General features: G+C 35.9%; 15 protein-coding genes. 5 read left to right on the top strand and 10 right to left on the bottom strand.

The annotated features are described in order from the left end of the window. Window positions 1-1442: 1442 nt before the first annotated feature. Both ACHRWY_RS22080 and ACHRWY_RS22085 read right to left on the bottom strand, forming a co-directional pair. On the bottom strand, window positions 1443-3491 hold the full coding sequence (locus ACHRWY_RS22080; RefSeq protein WP_395357562.1) for a M16 family metallopeptidase: 2049 nt from the start codon (window positions 3489-3491) through the stop codon (window positions 1443-1445). 12 nt (window positions 3492-3503) lie between these two features. Then, complete coding sequence (locus tag ACHRWY_RS22085) at window positions 3504-4826, bottom strand: M16 family metallopeptidase (protein WP_395357563.1); 1323 nt, start codon at window positions 4824-4826, stop codon at window positions 3504-3506. Window positions 4827-5101: 275 nt separating this feature from the next. On the opposite strand from ACHRWY_RS22085, the gene rplU reads away from it, so the two are divergent. The 3 genes from rplU to ACHRWY_RS22100 all read left to right on the top strand — a co-directional run bounded on the left by rplU (window position 5102) and on the right by ACHRWY_RS22100 (window position 7424). Beyond that, window positions 5102-5542: a 50S ribosomal protein L21 gene (gene rplU, locus ACHRWY_RS22090; protein WP_395357564.1), complete on the top strand. Its 441-nt coding sequence runs from the start codon at window positions 5102-5104 to the stop codon at window positions 5540-5542. Between the two features lie 24 nt (window positions 5543-5566). Next, window positions 5567-5827 (top strand): 50S ribosomal protein L27, encoded by a 261-nt coding sequence (gene rpmA / locus ACHRWY_RS22095; protein ID WP_017497241.1) that lies wholly within the window; start codon window positions 5567-5569, stop codon window positions 5825-5827. A gap of 313 nt (window positions 5828-6140) precedes the next feature. Continuing rightward, the gene (locus ACHRWY_RS22100; protein ID WP_395357565.1) at window positions 6141-7424 is read left to right on the top strand and encodes a hypothetical protein; all 1284 of its coding nucleotides are present in this window, start codon (window positions 6141-6143) and stop codon (window positions 7422-7424) included. A 95-nt stretch (window positions 7425-7519) separates the two neighbouring features. Here ACHRWY_RS22100 and ACHRWY_RS22105 read toward each other — a convergent pair whose 3' ends face one another. Both ACHRWY_RS22105 and ACHRWY_RS22110 read right to left on the bottom strand, forming a co-directional pair. Then, on the bottom strand, window positions 7520-10276 hold the full coding sequence (locus tag ACHRWY_RS22105; RefSeq protein WP_395357566.1) for an AsmA-like C-terminal region-containing protein: 2757 nt from the start codon (window positions 10274-10276) through the stop codon (window positions 7520-7522). A 51-nt stretch (window positions 10277-10327) separates the two neighbouring features. Next, the gene (locus ACHRWY_RS22110; RefSeq protein WP_134148906.1) at window positions 10328-10909 is read right to left on the bottom strand and encodes a tRNA-(ms[2]io[6]A)-hydroxylase; all 582 of its coding nucleotides are present in this window, start codon (window positions 10907-10909) and stop codon (window positions 10328-10330) included. A 114-nt stretch (window positions 10910-11023) separates the two neighbouring features. Here ACHRWY_RS22110 and ACHRWY_RS22115 point away from each other — a divergent pair, with 114 nt between their 5' ends. Continuing rightward, window positions 11024-12268, top strand: a complete 1245-nt coding sequence (locus ACHRWY_RS22115; RefSeq protein WP_395357567.1) for a glycosyltransferase — start codon at window positions 11024-11026, stop codon at window positions 12266-12268. A 183-nt stretch (window positions 12269-12451) separates the two neighbouring features. Here the strand turns inward: ACHRWY_RS22115 and ACHRWY_RS22120 are convergent, their stop codons facing one another. The 6 genes from ACHRWY_RS22120 to porU all read right to left on the bottom strand — a co-directional run bounded on the left by ACHRWY_RS22120 (window position 12452) and on the right by porU (window position 22888). After that, on the bottom strand, window positions 12452-14299 hold the full coding sequence (locus ACHRWY_RS22120; protein WP_395357568.1) for a M1 family aminopeptidase/hydrolase: 1848 nt from the start codon (window positions 14297-14299) through the stop codon (window positions 12452-12454). A 123-nt stretch (window positions 14300-14422) separates the two neighbouring features. Next, on the bottom strand, window positions 14423-16078 hold the full coding sequence (locus tag ACHRWY_RS22125) for a 2-oxo acid dehydrogenase subunit E2 (RefSeq protein WP_395357569.1): 1656 nt from the start codon (window positions 16076-16078) through the stop codon (window positions 14423-14425). A 7-nt stretch (window positions 16079-16085) separates the two neighbouring features. Then, window positions 16086-17084 (bottom strand): pyruvate dehydrogenase (acetyl-transferring) E1 component subunit alpha, encoded by a 999-nt coding sequence (pdhA, locus tag ACHRWY_RS22130; protein ID WP_072954568.1) that lies wholly within the window; start codon window positions 17082-17084, stop codon window positions 16086-16088. A 158-nt stretch (window positions 17085-17242) separates the two neighbouring features. Next, window positions 17243-17725: a cytidine deaminase gene (gene cdd, locus ACHRWY_RS22135; RefSeq protein ID WP_395357570.1), complete on the bottom strand. Its 483-nt coding sequence runs from the start codon at window positions 17723-17725 to the stop codon at window positions 17243-17245. Between the two features lie 77 nt (window positions 17726-17802). Beyond that, complete coding sequence (porV, locus tag ACHRWY_RS22140; RefSeq protein ID WP_395357571.1) at window positions 17803-19011, bottom strand: type IX secretion system outer membrane channel protein PorV; 1209 nt, start codon at window positions 19009-19011, stop codon at window positions 17803-17805. Between the two features lie 40 nt (window positions 19012-19051). Continuing rightward, entirely contained in the window at window positions 19052-22888 is a 3837-nt protein-coding gene (gene porU, locus ACHRWY_RS22145) for a type IX secretion system sortase PorU (RefSeq protein WP_395357572.1), read from the bottom strand. Window positions 22889-23101: 213 nt separating this feature from the next. On the opposite strand from porU, the gene gldJ reads away from it, so the two are divergent. Next, window positions 23102-24787 (top strand): gliding motility lipoprotein GldJ, encoded by a 1686-nt coding sequence (gene gldJ, locus ACHRWY_RS22150; RefSeq protein ID WP_395357663.1) that lies wholly within the window; start codon window positions 23102-23104, stop codon window positions 24785-24787. The last annotated feature ends 24 nt before the right edge of the window (window positions 24788-24811 follow it).

The following is a 24811-nucleotide window of genomic DNA, read 5'->3' on the forward strand; positions in this document are numbered from 1 at the left end:
TGTCAAAGTTTTTAAACTTTGACAAAGCCTCTGAAATCTTAGTAGCTTAGTAACTCAGAACCTTTGCACCTCTGAGCCTTTGCTTCTTTGAACCTTCTTAAAGTAATGTATTATTATATCACGTAAGATTGTATATTATGATATTATTAAACTCCTGGTGGAGTAAAAATCATGATTTACCAAATAGTAACTTGTATTGTTATATCTCGTAGAGATTATATATTGGTAGAATATGATTAAACCACCAGGTGTTTTATCCCGTAGGGATTACATCTACGCGATATGGTTTGTCATGAAAATTTGTTTTCGCAGAAATGACGGTATAAAAAAAGCTTTGTCAAAGTTTAAAAACATTGACAAAACCTCTGAAATCTTAGTAGCTTAGTAACTCAGAACCTTTGCGCCTCTGAGCCTTTGCTTCTTTGAACCTTCTTAAAGTAATGTATTATTATATCACGTAAGGATTGTATATTATGGTATTATTAAACTCCTGGCGGATTAAAAATGATGATTTACCAAAATAGTAATTTGTATTATTATATCTCGTAGAGATTATATGTTGGTAGAATATCATTAAACCACCAAGCATTTTATCCCGTAGGGATTACATCTACGCGATATGGTTTGTCATGAAAATTTGTTTTCGCAGAAATGACGGTATAAAAAAGGCTTTGTCAAAGTTTTTAAACTTTGACAAAGCCTCTGAAATCTTAGTAGCTTAGTAACTCAGAACCTTTGCACCTCTGAGCCTTTGCTTCTTTGCACCTTCTTAAAGTAATGTATTATTATATCACGTAAGGATTGTATATTATGATATTATTAAACTCCTGGCGGAGTAAAAATGATGATTTACCAAATAGTAACTTGTATTGTTATATCTCGTAGAGATTATATATTGGTAGAATATGATTAAACCATCAAGCATTTTATCCCGTAGGGATTACATCTACGCAATATGGTTTGTCAGGAAAATTTGTTTTCGCAGAAATGACGGTATAAAAAAAGCTTTGTCAAAGTTTAAAAGCTTTGACAAAGCCTTTGAAATCTTAGTAGCTTAGTAACTCAGAACCTTTGCACCTCTGAGCCTTTGCTTCTTTGAACCTTCTTAAAGTAATGTATTATTATATCACATAAGGATTGTATATTATGATATTATTAAACTCCTGGCGGAGTAAAAATGATGATTTACCAAAATAGTAACTTGTATTATTATATCTCGTAGAGATTATATGTTGGTAGAATATCATTAAACCATCAAGCATTTTATCCCGTAGGGATTACATCTACGCGATATAGCTTGTCAGGAAAATTTTTTTTCGCAGAAATGACGGTATAAAAAAAGCTTTGTCAAAGTTTTTAAACTTTGACAAAGCCTCTGAAATCTTAGTAGCTTAGTAACTCAGAACCTTTGCACCTCTGAGCCTTTGCCTCTTTGAACCTTCTTAAAGAAAATCTTTCTCCGAAACTCCTTCGTTGATCTTAATCTCAGACATTTTAATATCCAATTCAAAACCTACATTCTGAACCAAATTAAAAGGAACTTTTATACCCTTTACTTCTTTGTAGTCATTGAAGTTGGTTATTTGTGTTGATGATTTTCCGGCTTGTTCACGAACTTTAGATTCGGCTACTTTTAAGCCGGATTTAACATCGTAGAAATACGTTGTTTTGCCATCGACTATTGCATAAGCATCGCTATTGTTTATAGGTTCGATTCTGTCAACTTTTAAATCGGTTCTTTTTACGAGTTGTAACTCTTCAAAAGGAGCTGCGTTTGCTTTCATATCGGCAAGATCGGTTCCTTCCAGGTTTTTGCGTTGTCCCTGTTGTTCGATATAGGCGCCTTTTTCGTTTACAACTTGTTTCATTAAGTTCATGGTTCCCATGGCAAGCGAAACCATCATTTTTCCTTTTGAATCTAATTTAGACGTAAAAGTTAAAGGTCCCGGAGCTTGAGGAACGGTTGTAGTTCCTGTCATTGCCAGTGTTTTTACAGCCGAAACTGCTTTTTCTCCTCCAATGGCCTTAAGGTAATTTTCGAAAACTGTTTTGGCAGTAATTCCGGCCGGGGCTTCTTTTTTGGTAACAGGTTTCTCTACAGGATTTCCGTATTTGTCAAAATAGAAAATCGGAATTTGAAGTTTTTCTAAACCGGTAATTACATCAGAACCTTTTCCGGCAATTACAATTCGCATATTATCTAATAAGAAATATTTGTTGGCAACGCGATAAATATCATCGGCTGTAACGTTGTTTATGGTTTGAATGTATTTTTCGTAAAAATCAGCAGGAAGCTGTTCTGTTTCGATATTCAAAGCGTAACGGGCAACAGTTTGGGGTTTTTCGACCTGCATTACAAATCGGCCAATGTATCCGGCTTTTACGTTTTTCAATACATCTTCAGAAACTTTTTCGGTTCTGATTCTTTTGATTTCTTTTATAAACTGAACTACTGCGCTATCTGTAACGGTATTTCTAACCGCTGATGAAGCTTTGAATTTAGTTACATATTTTCCACTTCCAATATTTGAACTTGCGCCATAAGTCCAGGCATGCTGTTCACGTAAATTCATGTTTAGGTAGCTGTTAAAATCTCCTCCTAAAATTTGATTTGCAATTACGGCAGGGAAAAAATCAGGATCGCTCATTTTTAAATTTACAGTATTCACTAGTGAAATTTCAGATTGAACCGCATTTGGAACATCTACAAAATCAATTTGAAGTTTAGAAACATTTTCAGGATTTGGATAGCTGTTTTTTGGGGCAGTTTGTTTCTTCCATCCGCCAAAAAGTTTTTCTACTGCGGCTTTTGTTTCTTTAAATTTAATGTCTCCAATAACAACTAAATAAGCATTTTCAGGAACAAAATAGGTCGAATAGTTGGCCTGAACATCCGCAAGAGTAACATTTTTCACGGTTTCTTCTGAAAGATATTCTCCTGAAGGGTGGTTTTTTCCAAAAGCTAAAACGTCAACAACGCGACTTGCAATTGCCGGAACGCTTTTTTCATCGGCTTTAAGCCCTTCGATTAATTTTGCTTTTTCTTTATCGAATTCTGTTTGGGTAAAATTAGGCTGTAAAGCACCTTCGGCTAAAAGTTCCAGAACGCGTCCTGAGTATTTAGAAAGGGAGCTTGCAGATGCACCTGACGACGAAAAATTGATATTCGCGCCATAAAAATCAATCTCCTCATTAAAGGCTTCTTTGGTTGTTTTTTTAGTTCCGTTACCAATTAAACTGCTGGTTAATTCGTCAACACCTTTTTTATTTCCCTCTGTAAAAGGGGCATTGTCCAGGGTTAGATTAAAACTTACCCGTGGTAATTTATGATTTTCTACGACCAAAACTTTCATGCCGTTTGCCAGGACAAAAGTTTGAGGCTTTTTGATGTTGACTACGGGCGAGTTGCCTGGTTTTGGTTGTGGACGGTCTTGTGCTTGCATAATTCCAGTGAGGAATAAAAGGATTAAAAATGTATGTATTCTTTTCATGATTCGATGGTCTTAATTTTGGACTTTAGTTGAAGGGATGTAATCTAAAATTAAACGTTGGTTAGGGTTTAAATACTTTTTAGCAACTTCTCTGATTTCTTCTCTTGTGATAGAATGGTAAAGATCAATTTCGGTATTGATTAGGTTTACATCTCCATATAATAAGTAATAAGAAGCCAGGTTCTCTGCAATTCCTTCTACGCTTGCATTGGCGTTCACAAAATTATTATCGAATTTATTTTGTAATTTTTGATAGTCTTTCTCCGAAATCAGGTCGGTTTGGATTTTTACAATTTCCTCGTCCATTTCTTTTAAGATGTCGGCTGTTGTGTATGGGGCCATTGGTAAACCGTATAAAATATACATTCCGTAATCTTCCTGGCTAAAACCTACAGCACCAATCTGAAGCGCCATTTTTTTATCATCGACTATTTTTTTGTACAGTTTAGAACTTTTTCCGTCGCTTAAATAAGAAGAGATTAAGTCTAAAACCCTTGCATCCCTGGTTTTCATTGATGGTGTTCTGTACGAGGCAACAATCATCGGAATCTGAATATTCGGATCTTCGTAAGTGGCTTTAATGGTTTGAGTGATTGGCTCTTCTGTAAAAGTTTGTTTTTTTACCTCTTCACCTCTTGGAATGGGTGCAAAATATTTCTGAATCCATTCTTTTGTTTTGGTTTTGTCAAAATCACCGGCTACAACCAAAACAGCATTATTTGGGGTATAGAATTTTTTATTGAAAGCCTGAAACTCTTCAAGGGTTGCGGCATCAAGATCTTTCATAGAACCAATAGTGGTCCAGCGGTACGGATGGTTTTTGAACATGTTTTTCTTAACCTCTGGAAGTATATTCCCGTAAGGCTGGTTGTCATAACGCATTCTTTTTTCTTCTTTTACAACTTCGTTTTGCGTTTCAACACCAATCTTATTGATAATAGGGTGCATCAGGCGCTCTGATTCCATCCATAATCCAAGTTCTAAACTGTTTGAAGGGAAAACTTCATAATAATAGGTTCTGTCGTCAGAAGTATTGGCATTGTTGACACCGCCATTTGCAGTAACGATTTTCATCCATTCACCGCGTTTTATATTTTGTGTTCCTTCAAATAATAAATGTTCAAAGAAATGCGCAAAACCAGTTCGGTCCGGGCGTTCGTCTTTGGAGCCCACATGGTACATTACAGAAGTAATTACTACGGGAGCCGATGGGTCGTTATGCAGGATTACGTGCATGCCGTTGTCTAAATTGTATTCTTCAAAAGCTACCTTTTGAGCGTGAGCTACTCCGCCAAGCATTAGTGCAGCACTTAACATCATTATTGAATTTTTCATAAAAGATTAATAATTTTATATTTACCTAAAATAATAGGTAGCCAAGAGTTGATTATCGTTACATCAAAAATAATCTTTTTTAGTTAGGTTTTTTAAAATTCAGCGGGTTTGGATAAAGTTTAACAGTAATTTACATCTGTTTTCATGGAGTGTTTCCTTCAAAAGGACTTGAAAAACAGACATTAATGCGAAATAAATATTTTTAGAATAAGAGATTGCACAGTAAATTATTAATTGTATATTTGCAACCTTAAAAATCAATAAATCAATTTGGTATGTATGCAATCGTAGAGATAGCAGGGCAACAATTTAAAGTAAGCAAAGACTTAAAGGTTTATGTTCACCGTTTGGCTAATGAAGAAGGTTCAAAAGTTTCTTTTGACAAAGTTCTTTTATTAGACGATAATGGAAATGTAACTTTAGGCGCCCCAGCTATAGAAGGTGCTTCAGTAGAAGCTAAAGTGTTACAACACTTAAAAGGAGATAAAGTTATCGTTTTCAAAAAGAAAAGAAGAAAAGGATACAAAAAGAGAAATGGTCACAGACAATATCTTACTCAAATTGTAATTGAAGGTATTACTGCAGCTGGAGGAACTAAAAAAGCAGCAGCTAAAAAAGCAGTTGTAGCAGAAGAAGTAACTACTGAAGAAGTAGAAGCTCCTAAAGTGAAAAAAGCAGCAGCTCCAAAAGCAAAAAAAGAAGCTACTAAAGAATAATAACAATATTTAAACTCATACGTCATGGCTCACAAGAAAGGTGTCGGTAGTTCGAAGAATGGTAGAGAATCAGAATCAAAACGTTTAGGCGTTAAGATTTTTGGTGGTCAAGCTGCTATTGCTGGGAACATCATCGTTAGACAAAGAGGTTCAAAACATAATCCAGGTGAAAACGTTTACATCAGTAAAGATCACACCCTACACGCAAGAGTAGCTGGAGTTGTTAAGTTCCAAAAGAAAAAAGATAACAAATCTTATGTATCTATCCTTCCATTCGAAGCATAATCATTAGACTACTTATTACAAAACCCGTTCAGAAATGAACGGGTTTTTTGTTTGCTATAATAACGTTTTAAAAGCCGCGACCCTAGTGAAACGAATTGACGAAGTAATTCACGAATTTTTGATTTTAATATTTATTTTTCTTTTTGAATTTATTTTGTGAAACTGCTGTTTTAAGATTAATCGAATTTTTTATAGTAAATAAGGGAATTTTAATTCATGAATTCGTGGCGAACCAATCATGTGTTTATTTTGAATGAGGTATATTTTAAGAGTTTATTATTTGTATTTTTGATTGGACTAATCTATCTAAGCCTTGAAAAAAATAGTTTTCCTTTTATTTCTGTTCTGTACAAGTCTGTTTGCAAAAGACATTTATCCTGCCGAACAAATCGTTTCTTTGAATGATTCTCAAAAAAAGATTTTATACGAATTTGCGGTTCTGCAAAAAAACGGTTCTGCTGCCAATGCATATTGGCAGAAACATCAGCATCAGTTTTCCGGGATTAATGATACGGTAAGAAATCAGTTGGCTAATGAAATCTACGTTAATTCGCATGTGATTTATAGTCCTGAAAAAGATTCTGCGGTACATTTATGGATGCAGACACAATCTCTTGCGAACTGGATGTTTTATCTGGCCGCATTTATAGCGATATGTGCTATAATTGGTTTGTTGCGCAATTATTGGAATTCACTTATCGATCTTCTGATAAAACAATTCGCACCGTTATTCAGGCTTTTATTCTCAGCAATTTTATTAACGTATGAATTGTTGTTGATAGGCGTTGCATGTATTGTGTGGGGATGTTTTGTAGAAGAAATGACCTTGCGTACCGTGATTATTCATACAGGACTCTTTTTGTTGTGGAGTCAGTCAACAGCTATTTTTACGCAGCAATATTTAGTTAAGAAATATATTTTTAAGATAAAGGATAATTTTTGGGGAAATGATAAATGGGAAACGGTAAAAACAATTTGTCTTCCTGCTATTATAGTGAGTCTGGCGCTTTTGTATGTACTGTATAAAATTCCGGCTGATACTTTATACAATTATGAGCTTGTTGTTGCTGTTATGGCGGCTATTTGTGCTTTGCCGGTTTGGCGTATTTTAGAGCGATACATTTCTCCAATTCTAATTCCGTATACAGATACTTTTATCGAAAGAAGCATTCATTCGCTTGCTTCTTGTGTGGTTTTGGCTTTAATTATAGATGGTTTTTTTATAGCACAACATAATCCGCTTTTTTCGTATGTTATAATTGCTTTAACAAGTTTGCTTATTATTTCCTTTTTGCTGTTGTCGCTTAAGGCAAATTTCAAACACAATTATAAGAATTACTATTATTTGCAATTTATTACGGTTCTTTTTCTTTCGTCTGCTTTGTTTTATAGCTTTTTTATTCATTCCGGCGAACTAGTTTGGGCTTTTTTAATAGGAACAAGTATTTATATTGTCATCAAATATTGGGAGATTCCGACCTTTTTTATTAGCTGGAAAAGAAGTAAAATGTCAGCCTGGGGATTTCTGGGAATGGCAGTTTTGTTGTGGTTGCTGGCGAAAGGTATTTTGTATGTTTCGGCAAGATTGTATGTGTAGTAATTAAAATGAAAGAAGGGGTCATTTCTCAATATTAGAATTTGGGATTTCTTTGCAATAAAAAACCTGTTCGTTAGGAACAGGTTTTGTTTTTTTTACTCGGTGTCTTTTGTTTCTTCGAGATCTTCAGATTTTCTTCCCACTTTTACTTTAGGGTTGTTCTGTGTTCCGGTAACGGTAAGCGGAATTCCGAATATCCCAAAAGGAGGTAAGCCTAAACGCATTTTTAAGTTCAGTTTTCCGTCTAAACTTGTTGTGCCTTCAATTCTTGGACGAAAGCCGGCAAACTTAAATTTAAAGCGTTCTACTGTCATGATATTATTCTTGATGGTAGTTTTGATATCAACTTTAGAAACATCCGGATTTTTTATCGATTCAGTATTCGTTTGCTTGCTTACGGCATTAAACATTTTCAATCCGCGTACTTTTACATCTTTTACAGAAAGTGTTCCTCCTCCTGTAAGCGATGGGTAAACAGGATCCATATTACCGTTTAAGCGCCCCTTTAATTGGTAGTCTACAGAAACAATTCCTTGTGCTTTTTCGGCAGCGCTCGCCATTTTTCGGAAGACTTCAATTTCGTTGTAAGCTCTTTTAATGTCAAAATCAGATGCTTTTACCGCGTATTCAAAGTTTGCTTTTTGTAGTGTCAAGGCCTGGTAAGTGGCGTTCATGCTCACATTACAGCCAATTAAATTAAAACCGGTATTTTGCATGGTCAGCTTGCCTTTGTTCATGCTTAGATTACCAACCGCATTCTGAAGATTTAATTTGTCAAAATTCACTTTTTGGGCATTGGCAACAAATTGTAAATTCAAATTTGCTGGAATTATAATAACCCCTGTTTGTTTTGCTTCGGTCTGAGGTGCCGTAGTTTCGGTTTTTGTTTGTGTTACGGATGTGTTTGCCGGTGTGCTTGACATGAATTCGTCAACATTGATATATCGTGATGTAACTTTAAAAGATCCTCTTAGAACGCCTGTTTTTGTGGTTACATAATTGAAAACGTTTTGTAAATAACCATTCAGTTTAAAATCAGATTCGCCATAAGCGGCCAAAAAGTTATTAAACGACATTTTATCCTGATTGATTTTGAAAATCCCTTCTTTGATGATGAATTTCTTTGGCAGATATTCTGATGCAACACCAATGTTTCTTAATTCAAGCGTTCCTTTGTTGTAAAGTTTGCTGTAATTTCCTTTTTCGGCATCGCTTTGTTTGCCTTTTAAAACTAAATCGGCTTTAATGAAACCATCTAAATCAAGTCCTTTTTGAGAGAAAACTTTATAGATTTTGTTTACATCCAGTTCTCCTTTTGCTTTAATATCATACGCTAAATCATTGAAATTACTTAAATCAGCCTCTACAAAAACCGGTTTTCCTTCAAAAGTAAACTGAGTTGGTTTCAGGCTTACTTTTAAATCATCAAAAGTTCCTTTTTGGTTCTCAATTTTAGATTTTATCGTAATATTTGTGATCGGATTTGGATAATATGGTGTTTTTAAATAGCCGTTTTCTAAATCTAAAATTCCTTTTGTAACCGGGAAAAGCTTGTTTTTCTGATCGAATATTCCGTTGGCTTTTAGATCTCCTGCTAAACTTCCTTTTAAAACGATATCTGGAATTCCCAGTGCTTTTGTTAGTTTTTCAAGGTCAATTTTAGCTTTAAAATCAGCATTAATATCCGGGGTGTTCACACCTTTGATGTTGAATTTCGATTTTAAATAATCTTTGTTGATGTTTAAAGACAGGTTTTGAGCATCAACCATAACAAGATCCGGATTTAATGAAGGCACCTTTGTTTTGATGTCTAAATTTAGATTCGAAACCGGAAAGGCACTTTTGTTATAATTCACAAATCCGTTGTCTATTTTTATATCGAGATTTAAGTCCGGAGCTATTTTTTGAGAAGCAATATAATCTCCCTTTAATGTTAAAAGCAAATTCGTATTTCCTTTTAATTCGGTTTTAGAAAGCCAGGTAATGTATTTTGGAGGGAAAGCGGTAAAAACATCGTACAGGTCGCTATTGTCAGATTTTATAACAAAATCCATATTGTAACCGTCTTTCAAAAAGTCAAATTTCCCTTTAAAATCGACTAAAAGCTGATTGATTTTTAAGTTGTTCTGTTGAAAAAAGAAAGACAATGAGTTTACATTTACCTTGGTAATCAGGTCGGCATCGATTTTTTTATTCATTAAATACGGTTCACCTTCGTAAGCAATATTTAATTTCTCGATTTTAGCTTTCGAATACAAATCAAAAACGGCTTTGTTTAAATCGCCTTTTCCTAAATAGTTAAATCCAAAAGCATCAAAATGTACTTTTGTTGACTGATCATCATAGATTATTTTACTGTTCAAAATCTCAATTCGTTCCAGTTTTAAGGCTGTTTCACTAGTGTCTTTTGATGTTGCCGCTTGCGATGAAGATTTGTAAACATTATAGTTTGCTTCTCCTTTTGGGTTTACTTTTACATTAATAAACGAATCCGATAAATAAATCTGATCGATTTTTACTTCTTTGCTAAAAACTAAACTGGCTACGTCTATTCCAAAAGAAACTTCTTTTGCCGTAATAAATTTTTCGTTTTTATAAGGAGCAGATCCGTTAAGGCTTAAGTCGCTTAAGGTTAAAGTTAGTGAAGGAAAATGTTGAAAAAATGAAACGGAAACGTCAGAATAATTTAATTCTGCAGTTAATTTTTCATTAGCTGTTTTTTTAATCTGCTCTTTGATTTTATCAGCAAAAATGATAGGGGTAAGGAACAATAATCCTATAATAACGACAAAAGTTATTGCTAGATATTTAGCCGTTTTTAATAAAATAGACTTTGTTTTATTTGTAGACATAACAAATTGTAGTATTTATAGGTAAGGTGTAATCGAATTAGAAAGCATGCGTTATCCGTGAACGGTTTCACTTTTTCCGTAATTGGTAATAATAGAGCCTTCGTATTCAATCCATTCTTTCCAACGTTTATCGATATCTATATTGTCTGTATATTTTCGTGCAAATCCTAAAAATGTAGTATAATGCCCTGCCTCAGAAATCATTAGATCACGGTAGAATTTAGCCAGTTCTTCGTCTTTGATATTTTCTGAAAGTACCTTAAAACGCTCGCAGCTTCTGGCTTCGATCATAGCAGAGAACAATAAACGATCACAAAGCGCATCTTTTCTGCTGCCATCTTTTTTCATGAATTTAAAAAGCTCATTTACATAATGGTCTTTTCTCTCACGTCCCAAAGTCAGGCCTCTTTTTTTGATAAGATCATGAACCATTTGTAAGTGCTCTAATTCTTCGCGTGCAATCACAAGCATTTCAGTTACTAACTCTTCTAATTCAGAATTGTAAGTTACTAAGCTAATGGCGTTTGAGGCTGCTTTTTGTTCGCACCAGGCATGATCGGTCAGAATTTCCTCGATATTCGACTCGACTATATTTACCCAGCGTGGGTCTGTGGCTAATTTTAATCCTAACATAATTTTATTGAAAAAAGATATTCTGCAAAATTAGTCTTTTTTCTAACTGAAAATCGGGATTCATCGTGTAAATACGCTCAAAAAAGCATTATTTTGTAGCTTGAAACCATATAAATGAATCCGATAAAAAAACTTTTAATCATTGGCTTTGTCTGGCCTGAACCAAATTCGTCTGCGGCGGGTGGAAGAATGATGCAACTGATTTCAATTTTTAAAGCAAATAGATTTGAAATTACATTTGCCAGCCCGGCTTTGGATAGTGATTTTATGGTTGATTTGTCTGAATTTGGGGTAACTAAAAAGTCAATTGAACTGAATAATTCAAGCTTTGATGATTTTATAGTAGCGCTCAATCCAGACGTGGTTTTATTTGATCGTTTCATGATTGAAGAACAATTTGGCTGGCGTGTTTCTGAAAACTGTCCCAAGGCGATTCGGTTATTGGATACAGAGGATTTGCATTGCTTGAGGACCGCAAGGCAAAAGGCATTCAAGGAAAACAGAATTTTTGATTTAAATGATTTGCTGTCGGAAGAAGTGGCGAAACGGGAAATTGCAAGTGTTTTAAGATGTGATGTGTCGTTTATTATTTCTGAATTTGAAATGAAGATTTTACAGGATATTTTTAAAATTGATTCCAGTTTGCTGCATTATCTGCCTTTTTTGGTTGAGGAAATGTTGGAAGAAGATCTCGTGAAATTGCCATCATTTGAAGATCGTAAAAATTTTGTTTTCATCGGAAATTTTCTTCATGAACCCAATTGGAACACTGTTCAGTATTTAAAAGAGACCATCTGGCCTTTAATTAAAAAACAGTTTCCGGAAGCGGTTTTAGAGGTCTATGGTGCGTATCCTTCTCAGAAAGTATTGCAATTACATCAGCCTAAAAATGGTTTTTTTATAATGGGAAGAGCGGCTGATGCTAATGAAATCGTTAGAAATTCACGTCTGGTTTTGGCGCCAATTCGTTTTGGGGCAGGGTTAAAAGGAAAATTATTAGAAGCGATGCAATGCGGAACGCCAAGCGTAACGACCACAATTGGTTCTGAAGCGATGCATGATAATTTGCCCTGGAATGGTTTCATTACTGATGATATTGAGCAATTTGCAAAAGAGGCCGTTACTTTATATCAGAATGAAAAGCTATGGAAACAATCTCAAAAAAATGGAGTTACAATTGTAAATCAATGTTTTCAAAAGAGTAAATATTTAGCTGAATTAATAAAAGCTGTGGATTTTTTATTGATAGATGCAGAAAGTCATCGCTTACAAAATTTCATGGGAAGTTTGTTGCAGCATCATACTTTAAAAAGCACCAAATACATGGCAAAGTGGATTGAAGCGAAAAATAAAAATTAAGCTTCTATTTTTCTAAAATCTATTATTTCACGATATAATTGTGACGAAACAGCAGCATTGGTTTAAAAAAAATCGGCTGAAATAATTTTCATCATCTATGACCTAGAAGCAATTATAATCCCTACGGGATAAAAAAATCCCCGATTACATGTTGTAATCGGGGATGTAAACTGTTATTGTAAACTATTTTAATAAACCTTCAACAGCCTGAACAGTTGTGGCATGATAACCTGATTTTGCTTTATCAAAAATTTGTTTTGCCCAGGTTTTTCCTTCCGGAGTTTTTACTAATTCTTTATAAAGTGTCATTAACGATCCGGTTCTGCTGGTTGCAATCATAAATTGTTCAATTGCAGAATAAGCAGGTTTATATTGATGAAGTATCGCCTGAGCAAACCATTGGCGCTTGATGACGAAGTTTCCATTTTTAGTAAAACTGAATTCATTATCAATTGCAGTCATTTCTTCAGAAGTTATGTCTGCAGGCAGATAATCAATGAAATGCTGTTTTTCTGTTGTAGATTTAATTTTTTTACTTAATCCTTTTACGCCGGTAGTTCTCCAGTTTTTCTGAATATTATCTATTGCTGTAAAATCTTCAGAAGAAACGGCAGTTATATTCGAAGGAATTCCGGGTTTGTAAATCCAGTCGTCCAGTTTTATTTTATCAGCGAGTGCTTTGTCGCCTTTGATTAGGTTATCGTTCAGATATTTTACGAAATCTTCTGTAGTAATAGATTGAAAAGCATGAGCATCAAAATAATTCTTAATAAACGGATCGAATTTTTCACGTCCAACAGCAGCTTCAATTACTTTTAAGAAATTGTATCCTTTCACGTAAGGAATTTGACTGATTCCATCATCAGGATTTCTGTTTGTAAGGCTTACTTTTAATCTTGTATCCGGATTTGTTGCGCCATATTCAGCGATGTTATCGTCTAAGTCTTTACGAGTTAAAACATCTTGCATTTCGGCTTCTTTTTTACCGAAAATTGCTTCGCCAATGCGGTGTTCTACATAAGTTGTAAAGCCTTCGTTTAGCCAGATATCATCCCAAGTAGCGTTTGTAACTAAATTTCCGCTCCAGCTATGTCCTAGTTCATGAGCTAATAAGCTTGTTAAGGAACGATCGCCTGTAATAACTCCCGGAGTTAAGAATGTTAAATTTGGATTCTCCATTCCGCCATAAGGGAAACTAGGGGGTAAAACCAGTACATCATATCGTCCCCAGCGATAAGGGCCGTAAAGTTTTTCGGCAGCAACAACCATTTTTCCGAGTTCTGCAAATTCCCAGGCAGATTTTTTTAGCATTGACGGTTCTGCGTAGACTCCGGTTCTGTTATCAATGGATTGAAATTCAATGTCTCCAACGGCAATGGCCATTAAATAAGACGGAATGGCTTTGTCTTGTTTGAAAGTATAAACTCCTGTGTCGTTTTTCTTTTGTGGATTTACAGCGCTCATTACGGCCAATAAATCTTTAGGTACGGTAACTTTTGCATTATAGGTAAAACGAATTCCCGGTGAATCCTGACAAGGAATCCAGGTACGTGACCAGATACTTTCGCCTTGTGAGAAAAGAAAAGGTTTCTTTTTGTCTGCCGTTTGTGCCGGAGTCAGCCATTGTAAGGCAACGGCATCTTTTGAGGTGCTGTAGTAAATATTTACTTTGGTTGTATTGGGTTCGATGGTAATGCGAAGTGGTTTGCCGTGAAATTCAACTGCTGCGCCAAGTTCGAATTTGGTTTCTTTTTCTTCGTCGCCTAACGTTACTTTGGTAATGTTTAGCGTGTTTTCGTCGAAAATAATTTCGTTTCCTTTACTGATATTGTCAATTAGCCAGGAGGCTTTTCCTGAAATGGTTTGAGTGTTAAAATCAACTTTGATGTCAAGATCTAAGTGTTTTACTACAGCAAGTTCCGGTTTAGAGAAAGTGTGTTCATCTGTAACAACTGCTGGTTTTTCGGTTTGATCTTTTTTCTGGCAGGCTATTACTGTGAGAAATAAAGTGGCAAGAATTAGTTTTTTCATATTATGGAGTATTGAATTCAAGAATGAAAATTAAACAAAAAATCCCGTTTTGAATAAACAAAACGGGATTTTATTATGAATTACCTTCTTTCGAAGACTCGAAACGATCAGGCTGACAAAAAATTATGCCAACATTGTAACCGGGCTTTCGATGTATTGTTTTAGTGTTTGTAAGAATTGAGCGCCAGTTGCACCGTCAATTGTTCTGTGGTCACAAGCCAATGATAACATCATGGTGTTTCCTACTACAATCTGACCATTTTTAACTACTGGTTTCTCAACAATTGCACCTACCGAAAGGATAGCGGAGTTGGGTTGGTTGATAATTGAATTGAATTCAGTGATACCAAACATTCCAAGGTTAGATACTGTAAAAGTACTTCCTTCCATTTCTTGTGGCCCTAATTTTTTGTTTTTAGCTCTTCCTGCAAGATCTCTTACTGAAGCACCAATTTGAGATAAACTCATAGCATCTGTAAATTTCAATACAGGAACTACTAATCCGTCTTCAACCGCTACAGCAACACCAATATTTACGTGGTGGTTGATGATAATAGCGTCTTCTTTCCACTGAGAGTTGATTTTTGGATGTTTTTTCAATGCTAAAGCACAAGCTTTGATTACCATATCGTTGAAAGATACTTTTGTATCCGGAACGGTATTGATTGTTGCTCTTGCTCCCATAGCTTCATCCATACTTACTTCGATCACTAAGTTGTAGTGAGGAGCAGTAAATAATGATTCAGCTAAACGTTTAGCGATAATTTTACGCATTTGAGAGTTTTTGATCTCTTCTGTGAAAACTTCTCCGGCAGGAACAAATACTTTTGGTGCAGCAGGAGCAGTAGTTTCGGCTTTCGGTGCAGCAGAAGTTGCATTTGCAGCCGGTTGTTGTGCTTGTGCAGCGGGAGTAAAGTTCTCGATATCGCTTTTTACGATACGTCCGTTTTCTCCGGATCCTTTTACCTGATTCAATTGGATTCCTTTGTCAGAAGCAATTTTCTTAGCTAATGGTGAGGCTAGTACTCTTCCTCCGTTTGATGAAGTGTCAGCAGTTGCTTCAGTTGCTTTTTCGGCAGCTGGAGCGGCTTTTTCTTCTGTTGCAGGAGTACTTGCAGTTGCAGTTCCTCCGGCAGTATAATTGTCAGCAATTCCGGAAATATCAGTTCCGGCAGGTCCAATGATAGCTAATAAGCTGTCAACAGGAGCAGTGCTTCCTTCCTGAATTCCGATGTATAATAATGTTCCGGCATTGAAAGACTCAAACTCCATAGTAGCTTTGTCTGTTTCAATTTCGGCTAAAATGTCACCTTCTGCAACAGCATCACCTACTTTTTTCAACCAGGTTGCTACTGTTCCTTCTGTCATTGTATCACTCAAACGTGGCATAGTTACAACTACAACACCTTTTGGTAATTCAGCTGCAGCTTTTGCAGGAGCAGCAGTTTCTGTTTTTGCCTCAGCAGCAGGGGCAGCTTCTGTTTTTGGAGCTTCTGCAGCCGGAGCGTCACCACCAGCCAAAAGAGCAGAAATATCTTCTCCTTCGTTACCAATGATAGCTAATAATGAATCAACGGGAGCAGTTTCTCCAGCCTGAATTCCGATATGTAAAAGAGTTCCTTCGTTGAAAGACTCAAATTCCATTGTTGCTTTATCTGTTTCAATTTCAGCAAGGATGTCTCCTTCGCTAATTTTGTCGCCTACTTTTTTTAACCAGGTCGCTACCGTTCCTTCCGTCATAGTATCGCTCAAGCGAGGCATTGTTACTTTTATAGCCATAATAATGTTATAGTTTATGAGGTGTGAATGGGTAATCTTCTTGTGCGTATACTACGTCGTATAATTGTTGCAATTCAGGATATGGAGATTCTTCAGCGAATTTCACACATTCTTCAACCAAATCTTTAACTCTTTGGTCAATTGCCTCAATTTCTTCTTCTGTAGCATATTTTTGATCCTTAATTACATCTAAAACCTGAGTAATCGGGTCAATTTTTTTGTATTCTTCAACCTCTTCTTTAGAACGGTATAATTGTGCATCAGACATAGAGTGTCCTCTGTAACGGTATGTTTTCATTTCAAGGAAAGTTGGTCCGTCGCCACGACGTGCTCTGTCAATTGCTTCTGTCATAGCTTCAGCAACTTTTACAGGATTCATTCCGTCAACTGGTCCGCAAGGCATTTCGTATCCTAAACCAAGTTTCCAGATATCAGTGTGGTTTGCAGTTCTTTCAACTGAAGTTCCCATTGCATACCCGTTGTTTTCAACGATAAATACAACTGGTAATTTCCATAGCATGGCCATGTTGAAAGCTTCGTGTAATGAACCTTGTCTTGCAGCACCATCACCAAAGTAAGTCATGGTAACTCCGCCGGTTTCAAAATATTTATCAGCAAAAGCTAAACCAGCTCCTACCGGAATTTGTCCACCTACGATTCCGTGTCCTCCGTAAAAACGGTGTTCTTTAGAGAAAATGTGCATAGAACCTCCCATACCTTTAGAAGTTCCTGTTGCTTTTCCTAAAAGTTCAGCCATTACACGTCTGGGATCAACTCCCATACCAATTGGTTGTACGTGATTTCTGTAAGCAGTAATCATTTTGTCTTTAGTCAGGTCCATAGCGTGCAATGCACCCGCTAGTACAGCTTCCTGACCATTATATAGGTGTAAAAAACCTCTAACTTTTTGTTGAATGTATAATGCTGCAAGTTTGTCTTCAAACTTTCTCCAAAGTAGCATGTCTTCGTACCACTTTAAATATACTTCTTTTGTAACTTCTTTCATCTGAATTCTTTCTTTTGCTAAAGTTTGTTTGTGTTATCAATTGTTGCCTATAACGCAAAATAGTTTCCTCCCACAAATTTGCGCCCGAAAGGTCGGGATGCAAAAATAAGACATTCCTATTAAGAAGTAAAATTTAAAAGGTACTTTTTGGCTTTTTTTTACAAGAACTTTTTATCAAACATAAAAGGCAGCAAATTTTTCAGGGATGCTGATTTGTAAACTTCGCCAATTTCGCCCATAAAAAAGATTTCGATAGGGGTGTCTTGTTTGATTTCGTATTCTGCGATAGATTGGCGGCAAGAACCACATGGCGGGATTGGGGCTTTTGTTTGGTTGGTATCTGAAGCTGCTGTAATGGCGATTTTTAGAATTTTAGCTTCCGGATAAATACTTCCGGCGTGAAAAATGGCAACACGTTCTGCGCATAATCCCGACGGATAAGCAGCATTTTCCTGATTGGATCCTAGGACTATTTTTCCGTTATCTAAAAGTAATGCGGCTCCAACTCTAAATTGTGAATAGGGCGCGTAAGCCTTTTTGCGAATTTCAACTGCCTCGTTCATTAGGTCCTGCACGTCTTTTGAAAGTTCTTCAAAAGAACTGTAAACGGTAAAAGATGATGTTATGCTTATTTCTTTCATTTCTTTTTATGGGAAAAAAAATCCAAATTCCTAAAAATAGAAATTTGGATTGTTATTGTTTTATTTATGTTTTGTGTTTAATAAACCTCGTATTTGTCGCCAAAGTTAAAGGTTAAAGAAAAACGAAGTGTATTTTCTAACGGATTTTTAACTTTTGAAGTTGAAAATAAATACGAAACATCGACTTTTACGACGTTGTATTTAAAACCGGCCCCTAAAGAGAAAAACTGTCTTGCCCCTTTCATTGGGCTTTCGTGAAAATATCCTGCACGTAATGCAAAAGCATCCTGGTACATATATTCTGCTGCTGCGCTGTAAGTGATTTCTTTTAATTCTTCGCTAAATCCGCCCGGAGCATCTCCAAAAGATTTAAAAATTCCGGAAACCCAGCCTATGTCGTTGTACTTTTTGTAGTTTGCGGCATCTGCCTGTTCCTGAGAAATGTCTCCAACATCATTGTAGTCTCCATCTCCATTTGCGTCTACCGGTGTTCCGGGTCCCGGAGGAGTTGGTACTAACAGTTTGGTAAATTCAACACTAAGTGCTACTTTATTATAGTCATCTAAAATAAAATCGAAACCACCACCTAATCGAAGGTTGGCTGGTAAAAAGTTGGAACTTAAATCGTCATTATCGTAGCTTATTTTTTGACCAAGATTTTGCATGTTGAACCCGGCTCTCCATCTTCCGTTAAAGTCTGAATATGCAATTTCTTCTGATTGATAAAATCCTGCAACGTCTACAGCAAAAGTACTGGCAGGCGAAGCGTCGATATCTTCTGAAGCAATTTTCAGGTTAGAACGAATGTATCTCGCGGCTACTGCCATTGAGAATGTTTCGCTTAGTTTTAATGAATATGACCCGTCTAGGGCAAATTCGTTTGGGGAAACAATTCTTGCGGCTTCATTTGGATCTCCTGTTGTTCTTAGTTCGATATCTCCAAAACCAAAATAACGAAAACTACCTGCAAAGGCACTTCTTTCGTTGATTTTGTTGTAATAGGTTACCTGGCCCAATGAGATGTCATTGGCTAAGTCTGTTAAATAAGGGGTGTAGCTAATAGAAAAACCTTGTTTGTCTACTGAAAAAGCATACTTGGCAGGATTCCATTGTTGAGAAAAAGCATCGGATGAAGTAGCGACCCCCTGATCTGCCAAACCGGCTGCTCTGGCATCTGCTGCTACTAATAAAAATGGAACTCCGGTGGTTATAGGGCGTTCAATGGTTTGGGCTTTTGCGTATGAAATAATTAAAAAGCAAATTAATAGGTGTGATATTTTTTTCATTTACGTAAATATGGTATTTATGATACAAATATATAGATTATTATAAGATGACAAGCTTTTCGTATTTTTCTGCCTTTTTATTTGTTAAGTTTGATTTCACTGTGAGTTTGTAAATATACACACCTTTTCCTATTCTGTCACCAAAATCATCTTTTCCGTCCCAGGTTATTTCTCTGGATAAAAAACCTTCGGTTGTAATGATTTGATTTTTTGTCCATACGACTTTTCCGGTAATAGTCATGACCTGAACCTGAACATCTAAGGGTTCGTAAGGCCTGTTATGTGAAAACCAAAACTGGGTATAAGTCGAAAAAGGATTTGGGTAATTAAGAACGTGTGATAATGTTAATGTTTCATCTCCAACAACTATAAATTGTATTTCACTGGTTACGGGATTGTTATAAACATCCCATGCCGTAAAAGATATTGTATGCATTCCGGCGGCTAAATTTCGCAAAGGGAAACGTAAGTTTCCGTTGGTGTAATCATCCAGTTTTGTTTGATAATAATCATTCAAAACATAGGGATTACTTACATCTCCGTCTAAAATTGCTACAATATCATGTCCGATTCCGCTTGCAGTATTAATACCATTTTCATCCTCAAGAAACGCTAATAAAAATGGCGATTCATTTGTAATTCCACCTGACACAAAAGTTTCATCGTTCATATATAACTTCACTTTTGGACTTATATTGTCCTGAGGTGCATTTTGATTTATTCCGCCAATTTTTATAGCTGTATTGTAACCGGATTGGTTTTCTAATGGCTGATTTTTTTTTGCATAAAAGCTAATTCGGCCATAATCGACAGGAATTCTTATATCGCGAGGAACTACAAAGGTAAATTCAAACTGACCATTGGTTACAGAGGCATTTCCTCTGAAGATCGTTTCCCCTAAAACCTTAAATGACATTGCAGGGCTATATCCATCATTATTTAAGGTCGTGGTAGTGATTAATTTGTCGAAAATTGCTGTTGCCAGTTCGCCATTATAATTGCTTAAAAGATTATTGTTCTCATCTGTAATTTCACCTGAAATTTTAATTTTTGCCAAAGACTGGAAATCGGGAATTGTTTGAGAAATCACAATATCATTTACTTTTGTTAAATTAATTCTGGGTTTTGGAATCGCTAGTGTTATGGCTGGATCTCCAATGTAAAAAATTACATTACTGGCTGAACTTGGGTTTTCATTTTTAGAAATACGAAGTGATTCGGCAATTGTAGTGTATTGGTTAGATCCGTAAGAAAATAAATTTTTGCTTAAGCTGTCGTTAAAGTTCTCGGCGTTAAATTGCCCGATTGCGCGTATGGTTGTCAACATTGAGATGGCGCCGCCTTTTGGATTCCAGAAAGTATACTCGCCGGCTGTTGGTCTTGTTGGGTCATCGAATCTTGAAAACTCACAAGTTATGGTAATGAATAAAGGGTATTTGTATTGATTGTTTAAATTTTGCCCGTCTGATTTTTCCCAAATTCGTTCACCTGCGAGGCCATCTTCGCCACCATGTCCTAAATAATTAAAGACTAAAGCACCTTTTTCGAAAGCATTAAACAGGTCTGTTCTTGCTTTTGGGTACCTTGCCCCTCCTGCTGATGCTTCTTGTGTGTAAGCGTCTAAAAGGATTTTCTCTATATTGAAAAATGGCTTTTGGGTACCTATAACATCTGCCAGATTGTTTAGACGGGATTGTATTGTTACATCTGAAGCCTGATCAGAATCGTCGCTAATCATTACGATATTATTGCGCCAGTTTCCATACGATTTAGTGTCATGGTATTCTAAAACTTTATTGACCATTTCGGCTGCTTGCGCGTTGTCTGAAACGAGCATTCTTCCTGTTGCAATATCAATTCCTCCAAAAGGGAATACAACTACCCCTTCGTTGGGATCCATCAGGGCGTAAAAATCATCAGATGCAAATGATGCTTCTCCGGTTGTGTTGCTGGTTACAGATTGATATATAGGTACAATATTATTATTGTTTTCGATTCTGTTTTTGTAATCAAAGGACGCGTCTCCAAATAAATTTAAATATTTTATTCTTTTTTCTGGGGCTGAAGCGTTGTTGTAGATGTATTTGATGCAGTTTCTGATAGCGGCAATGTCCTGCTTTCCTGAAGAAAATTCCTGATAGATGTTTTCTAATGCAATGACTTTTACATTGAGATTAGAATTTGTCCGATGAAAGCTGGCTAATTTTTCGGCTTGGGTAACTAAGGATTTGGGAGTGACAATTACATAATCGATATCCTGAAAGCTGTTTTGGGCATTTTTGAAAAGAGTTCCTTTTAAATTTTGATTAACCACTTTGGACTGGCTTTCTTTTAAAGGGGTGAAATAATCTGAAGGATCAATGGCGATGTATTTTCTAACTTCTCCCAGCGAAGCTTTAAAGCTAAAACTAGTCTGGTTTGTGTTTTCTATTTTAGATATATTATATAGGTCTGTAATATCCCAAATTTGTGAAATGCCTGAAGCGTTTCCAATGGTATAATTTGCGATTCCTGCTGTTGCGCCGGCTAAGTCGTATTGAAAATTAAATTGTTTTCCTGTGCCTGATAGTTTTCTTTTTGCGATTAAATTGATGTAGTCCAGGTATCCTTTTGATCCGGGAACGCCGTTATTATTATAGGTAAGTTTTATTTTTATGTTTTCAGAACCTGTAAAAGAGCTGTTGGCAGGGAGTTTTTGTTCGTAAAATTTCAGGTCAGAACCAGAAGATAAAGCCTGAAAATTAATTGAGCCAATATTTTGTCCGTTTGCAGAAACGATAAATGAAGTAGGGGTATAAGCTGCCGAAGCTGCATTTAATTGTATTTTTACAGGTGTTGAAGTGTCAATATTGGGGAAATTAAATTCGAATTCCTGTTCCTGATTGATGTCAAAAGATTCTCCGTACCATTGGCGGCCCAGGTGGGCAATGTTCGTTTTGTCGATTTCATGAAATTGATAGTCGTCAAAAGTGTTTAGTTCCAGGGTGGTATTTCCCGTTGGCTGGTTTAGGTTTGAAATGCGTTTTCCCTCGCTGCCGGTAGTTGTGATGTAATAATATGATTTTGTGTCGTATAAATTAAGGTTGGTCTGGCTTTCCGTGCTCCAATTGTTAACTCCTTCACCATAGAAAAGGATATAGTCTTCATTGTTGAATGTTCCGTCGCTTTCTCCAATAACCTGTATAGCGTTTTCAGTTAGATCTTCAGGGTAGTACGTGCTGTTGGGCAGTGGCAGCATTCTTCCGCCGTTTCCGTAAATCTTTATTCTTCTCGGGTCTGACTTAGCGGGATCAAAACCCAGACTTTGTAAAAATGATTTTGAAATTTTATATACACCTGATTTTTCGATATAAAAACGATACCAGTCTCCGGAAGCTAAAACGGAATTGTAGACCGCATTGGTTTTTTGAAAAGAAGATGTGCTGCTGTTTACTGAGGCTGAACTTGTTGTAGTGTAAGAAAATGATTTTATTTTTTTAAATACATTTCCTTCCTTTATTATAGGAGATAATGATAAGAAGGTCTGTTTTCTATCTCTTGATGTGGTCGTATTTAACGTTTCATTTGGTTTTTCGGGTATGCTTTCCTTTGATAAGTCGCCTAAGTCTGCAATTGATATTGATTCGTAAATAATGTTGCTAATTTGAACGGAATTGCTGTCTGAATAACCCGATTCATTCAGGTTTAGTAACAATATTATGCTTTTTTTAGTAGTGTCGTACCTAAAACTGTTTCCCGAAAAGTATGGTATTTTTATTTTTGAGTCACCAAAACCCATCTCCTTTTTATTTTGCCAATCTAATGTGAAGCTCCCATTTATCTGGGAAAATGAGATAAGAGGAATCAAAAAAAGATATAAGATTAGGGCTTGTTTCATCAGTTGGAAAAACGGTTTTAAATTAAAAATATTTTAGTAAGTAAAAATATAGTATTTCATGTTATAGTAAATAATAAAAAGTATATTTTTGCGTTCGTAACTATAGGTTATTTTCTGGTAAAAAACAGCTAAATAAAATTATTAGAACAGATGTTGCTAATTAAATGTTAATTATTATATTGCAGCACCTAAATTTATCACCTAAGAATGAGTATGAAAGTAAACAAAATTGTAGTCTTGCAATTAATGATGTCAATGGTATTGATGTTGGGCACGGCTAGTTGTAGCAAAAAATCGAGTTCCAGTCACGCTTCCAGAGCAACTGGTTGGGATGTAGATAGTCAGAATGGAACTGCTGCCAGAAATGCAGGAAAAAAACAACAGGCTGGTCCTGGTTTAGTTTTTGTTGAGGGAGGTACGTTTACTATGGGTAAAGTACAGGATGATGTTATGCATGATTGGAATAACACACCTACTCAACAACACGTTCAGTCATTCTATATGGATGAAACTGAAGTTACAAATGGTATGTACTTAGAGTACCTGGAGTGGTTAAAGAAAGTTTTTCCACCAACAGAAGAAAATTACAAAAATATTTATGAAGGTGCGTCTCCTGATACTTTAGTATGGAGAAATCGTTTAGGTTACAACGAAACGATGACTAATAACTATTTAAGACACCCATCTTACGCTAACTATCCTGTAGTAGGGGTAAACTGGATTCAGGCTGTTGAATTTAGTAAATGGAGAACTGACCGTGTAAACGAAGCCGTTTTAGAGAAAAACGGATACCTTAAAAAAGGGGCTAAAACACAAGATGTTACTGCTGAAAGTATCTTTAATACAGAAGCATATGTTGCTTCTCCAAGTACTACTTATGGTGGTAGCGAAGAACTTGTTTTGAAGAAAAATCCAAATGGAAGAAGACCAAAAGCAGGAAAAGACGGTGTAGTACCGGAAGAGAAAAATGTGTATGCACAACGTTCTTCAGGAATTATCCTGCCAGAATACAGACTTCCTACTGAAGCAGAATGGGAATATGCTGCTGCAGCTGATGTTGGACAAAGAGAATACAATATATATAAAGGACAAAAGAAATATCCTTGGTCCGGAGATTATACACGTTCAGCTAAACGTAAAAACAAAGGAGATCAATTGGCTAACTTTAAACAAGGAAACGGTGATTACGGTGGAATTGCAGGTTGGTCTGATGATGGTGCAGATATTACAAATTCTGTAAAAAGCTATGCTCCTAATGATTTTGGATTATACGATATGGCTGGAAACGTAGCTGAATGGGTTGCCGATGTTTACAGACCTATTATTGATAATGAAGCGAATGATTTCAACTACTTTAGAGGAAATCAATATGCTAAGAACAAAATTGGTAAAGATGGTAAAATTGAGATTATCACTAAAGATAATATTCAATACAAAACTTTAAGCAACGGTAAAAAAGTGGCTACAAACTTGCCAGGAGAAATTGCTCAGGTTCCAGTTGATGAAAATGAAACGTATTTGAGACAAAACTTTAGTACAAGTGACAATATCAACTATAGAGATGGTGATAAACAATCCTCTAAATATTTTGACTTTGGAGATTCAGAAGCAGGATCAAAAGCAGATCAGTCTATGTACAACTCTCCTAAGCATAATGTAACTACAGATAGTTTAGGTCAGATGGTTAGAAAATATGACAACTCTAGTAAGCGTACTACTTTAATCGATGATAATGTAAGAGTTTACAAAGGCGGTTCATGGAGAGACAGAGCATATTGGTTAGACCCGGCTCAAAGAAGATATTTCCCTCAGGATATGGCAACAGATTACATCGGATTTAGATGTGCAATGTCCAGAGTAGGTGCAAAAGCTGAAAAAAGAAAATCGCCTAGAAATTAAGTTTTAGAAATTTCAATAATAAAA

The organism is Flavobacterium sp. FlaQc-48 (assembly GCF_044007335.1).
In the GTDB taxonomy this organism is placed as follows: Bacteria; Bacteroidota; Bacteroidia; order Flavobacteriales; family Flavobacteriaceae; genus Flavobacterium.

Bases quoted from the DNA above. Each gene is read 5' to 3' on its own strand.
- ACHRWY_RS22080 (WP_395357562.1), bottom strand. From the start codon at position 3,491: ATGAAAAGAATACATACATTTTTAATCCTTTTATTCCTCACTGGAATT.
- ACHRWY_RS22085 (WP_395357563.1), bottom strand. From the start codon at position 4,826: ATGAAAAATTCAATAATGATGTTAAGTGCTGCACTAATGCTTGGCGGA.
- rplU (WP_395357564.1), top strand. From the start codon at position 5,102: ATGTATGCAATCGTAGAGATAGCAGGGCAACAATTTAAAGTAAGCAAA.
- rpmA (WP_017497241.1), top strand. From the start codon at position 5,567: ATGGCTCACAAGAAAGGTGTCGGTAGTTCGAAGAATGGTAGAGAATCA.
- ACHRWY_RS22105 (WP_395357566.1), bottom strand. From the start codon at position 10,276: ATGTCTACAAATAAAACAAAGTCTATTTTATTAAAAACGGCTAAATAT.
- ACHRWY_RS22110 (WP_134148906.1), bottom strand. From the start codon at position 10,909: ATGTTAGGATTAAAATTAGCCACAGACCCACGCTGGGTAAATATAGTC.
- ACHRWY_RS22115 (WP_395357567.1), top strand. From the start codon at position 11,024: ATGAATCCGATAAAAAAACTTTTAATCATTGGCTTTGTCTGGCCTGAA.
- ACHRWY_RS22120 (WP_395357568.1), bottom strand. From the start codon at position 14,299: ATGAAAAAACTAATTCTTGCCACTTTATTTCTCACAGTAATAGCCTGC.
- ACHRWY_RS22125 (WP_395357569.1), bottom strand. From the start codon at position 16,078: ATGGCTATAAAAGTAACAATGCCTCGCTTGAGCGATACTATGACGGAA.
- pdhA (WP_072954568.1), bottom strand. From the start codon at position 17,084: ATGAAAGAAGTTACAAAAGAAGTATATTTAAAGTGGTACGAAGACATG.
- cdd (WP_395357570.1), bottom strand. From the start codon at position 17,725: ATGAAAGAAATAAGCATAACATCATCTTTTACCGTTTACAGTTCTTTT.
- porV (WP_395357571.1), bottom strand. From the start codon at position 19,011: ATGAAAAAAATATCACACCTATTAATTTGCTTTTTAATTATTTCATAC.
- porU (WP_395357572.1), bottom strand. From the start codon at position 22,888: ATGAAACAAGCCCTAATCTTATATCTTTTTTTGATTCCTCTTATCTCA.
- gldJ (WP_395357663.1), top strand. From the start codon at position 23,102: ATGAAAGTAAACAAAATTGTAGTCTTGCAATTAATGATGTCAATGGTA.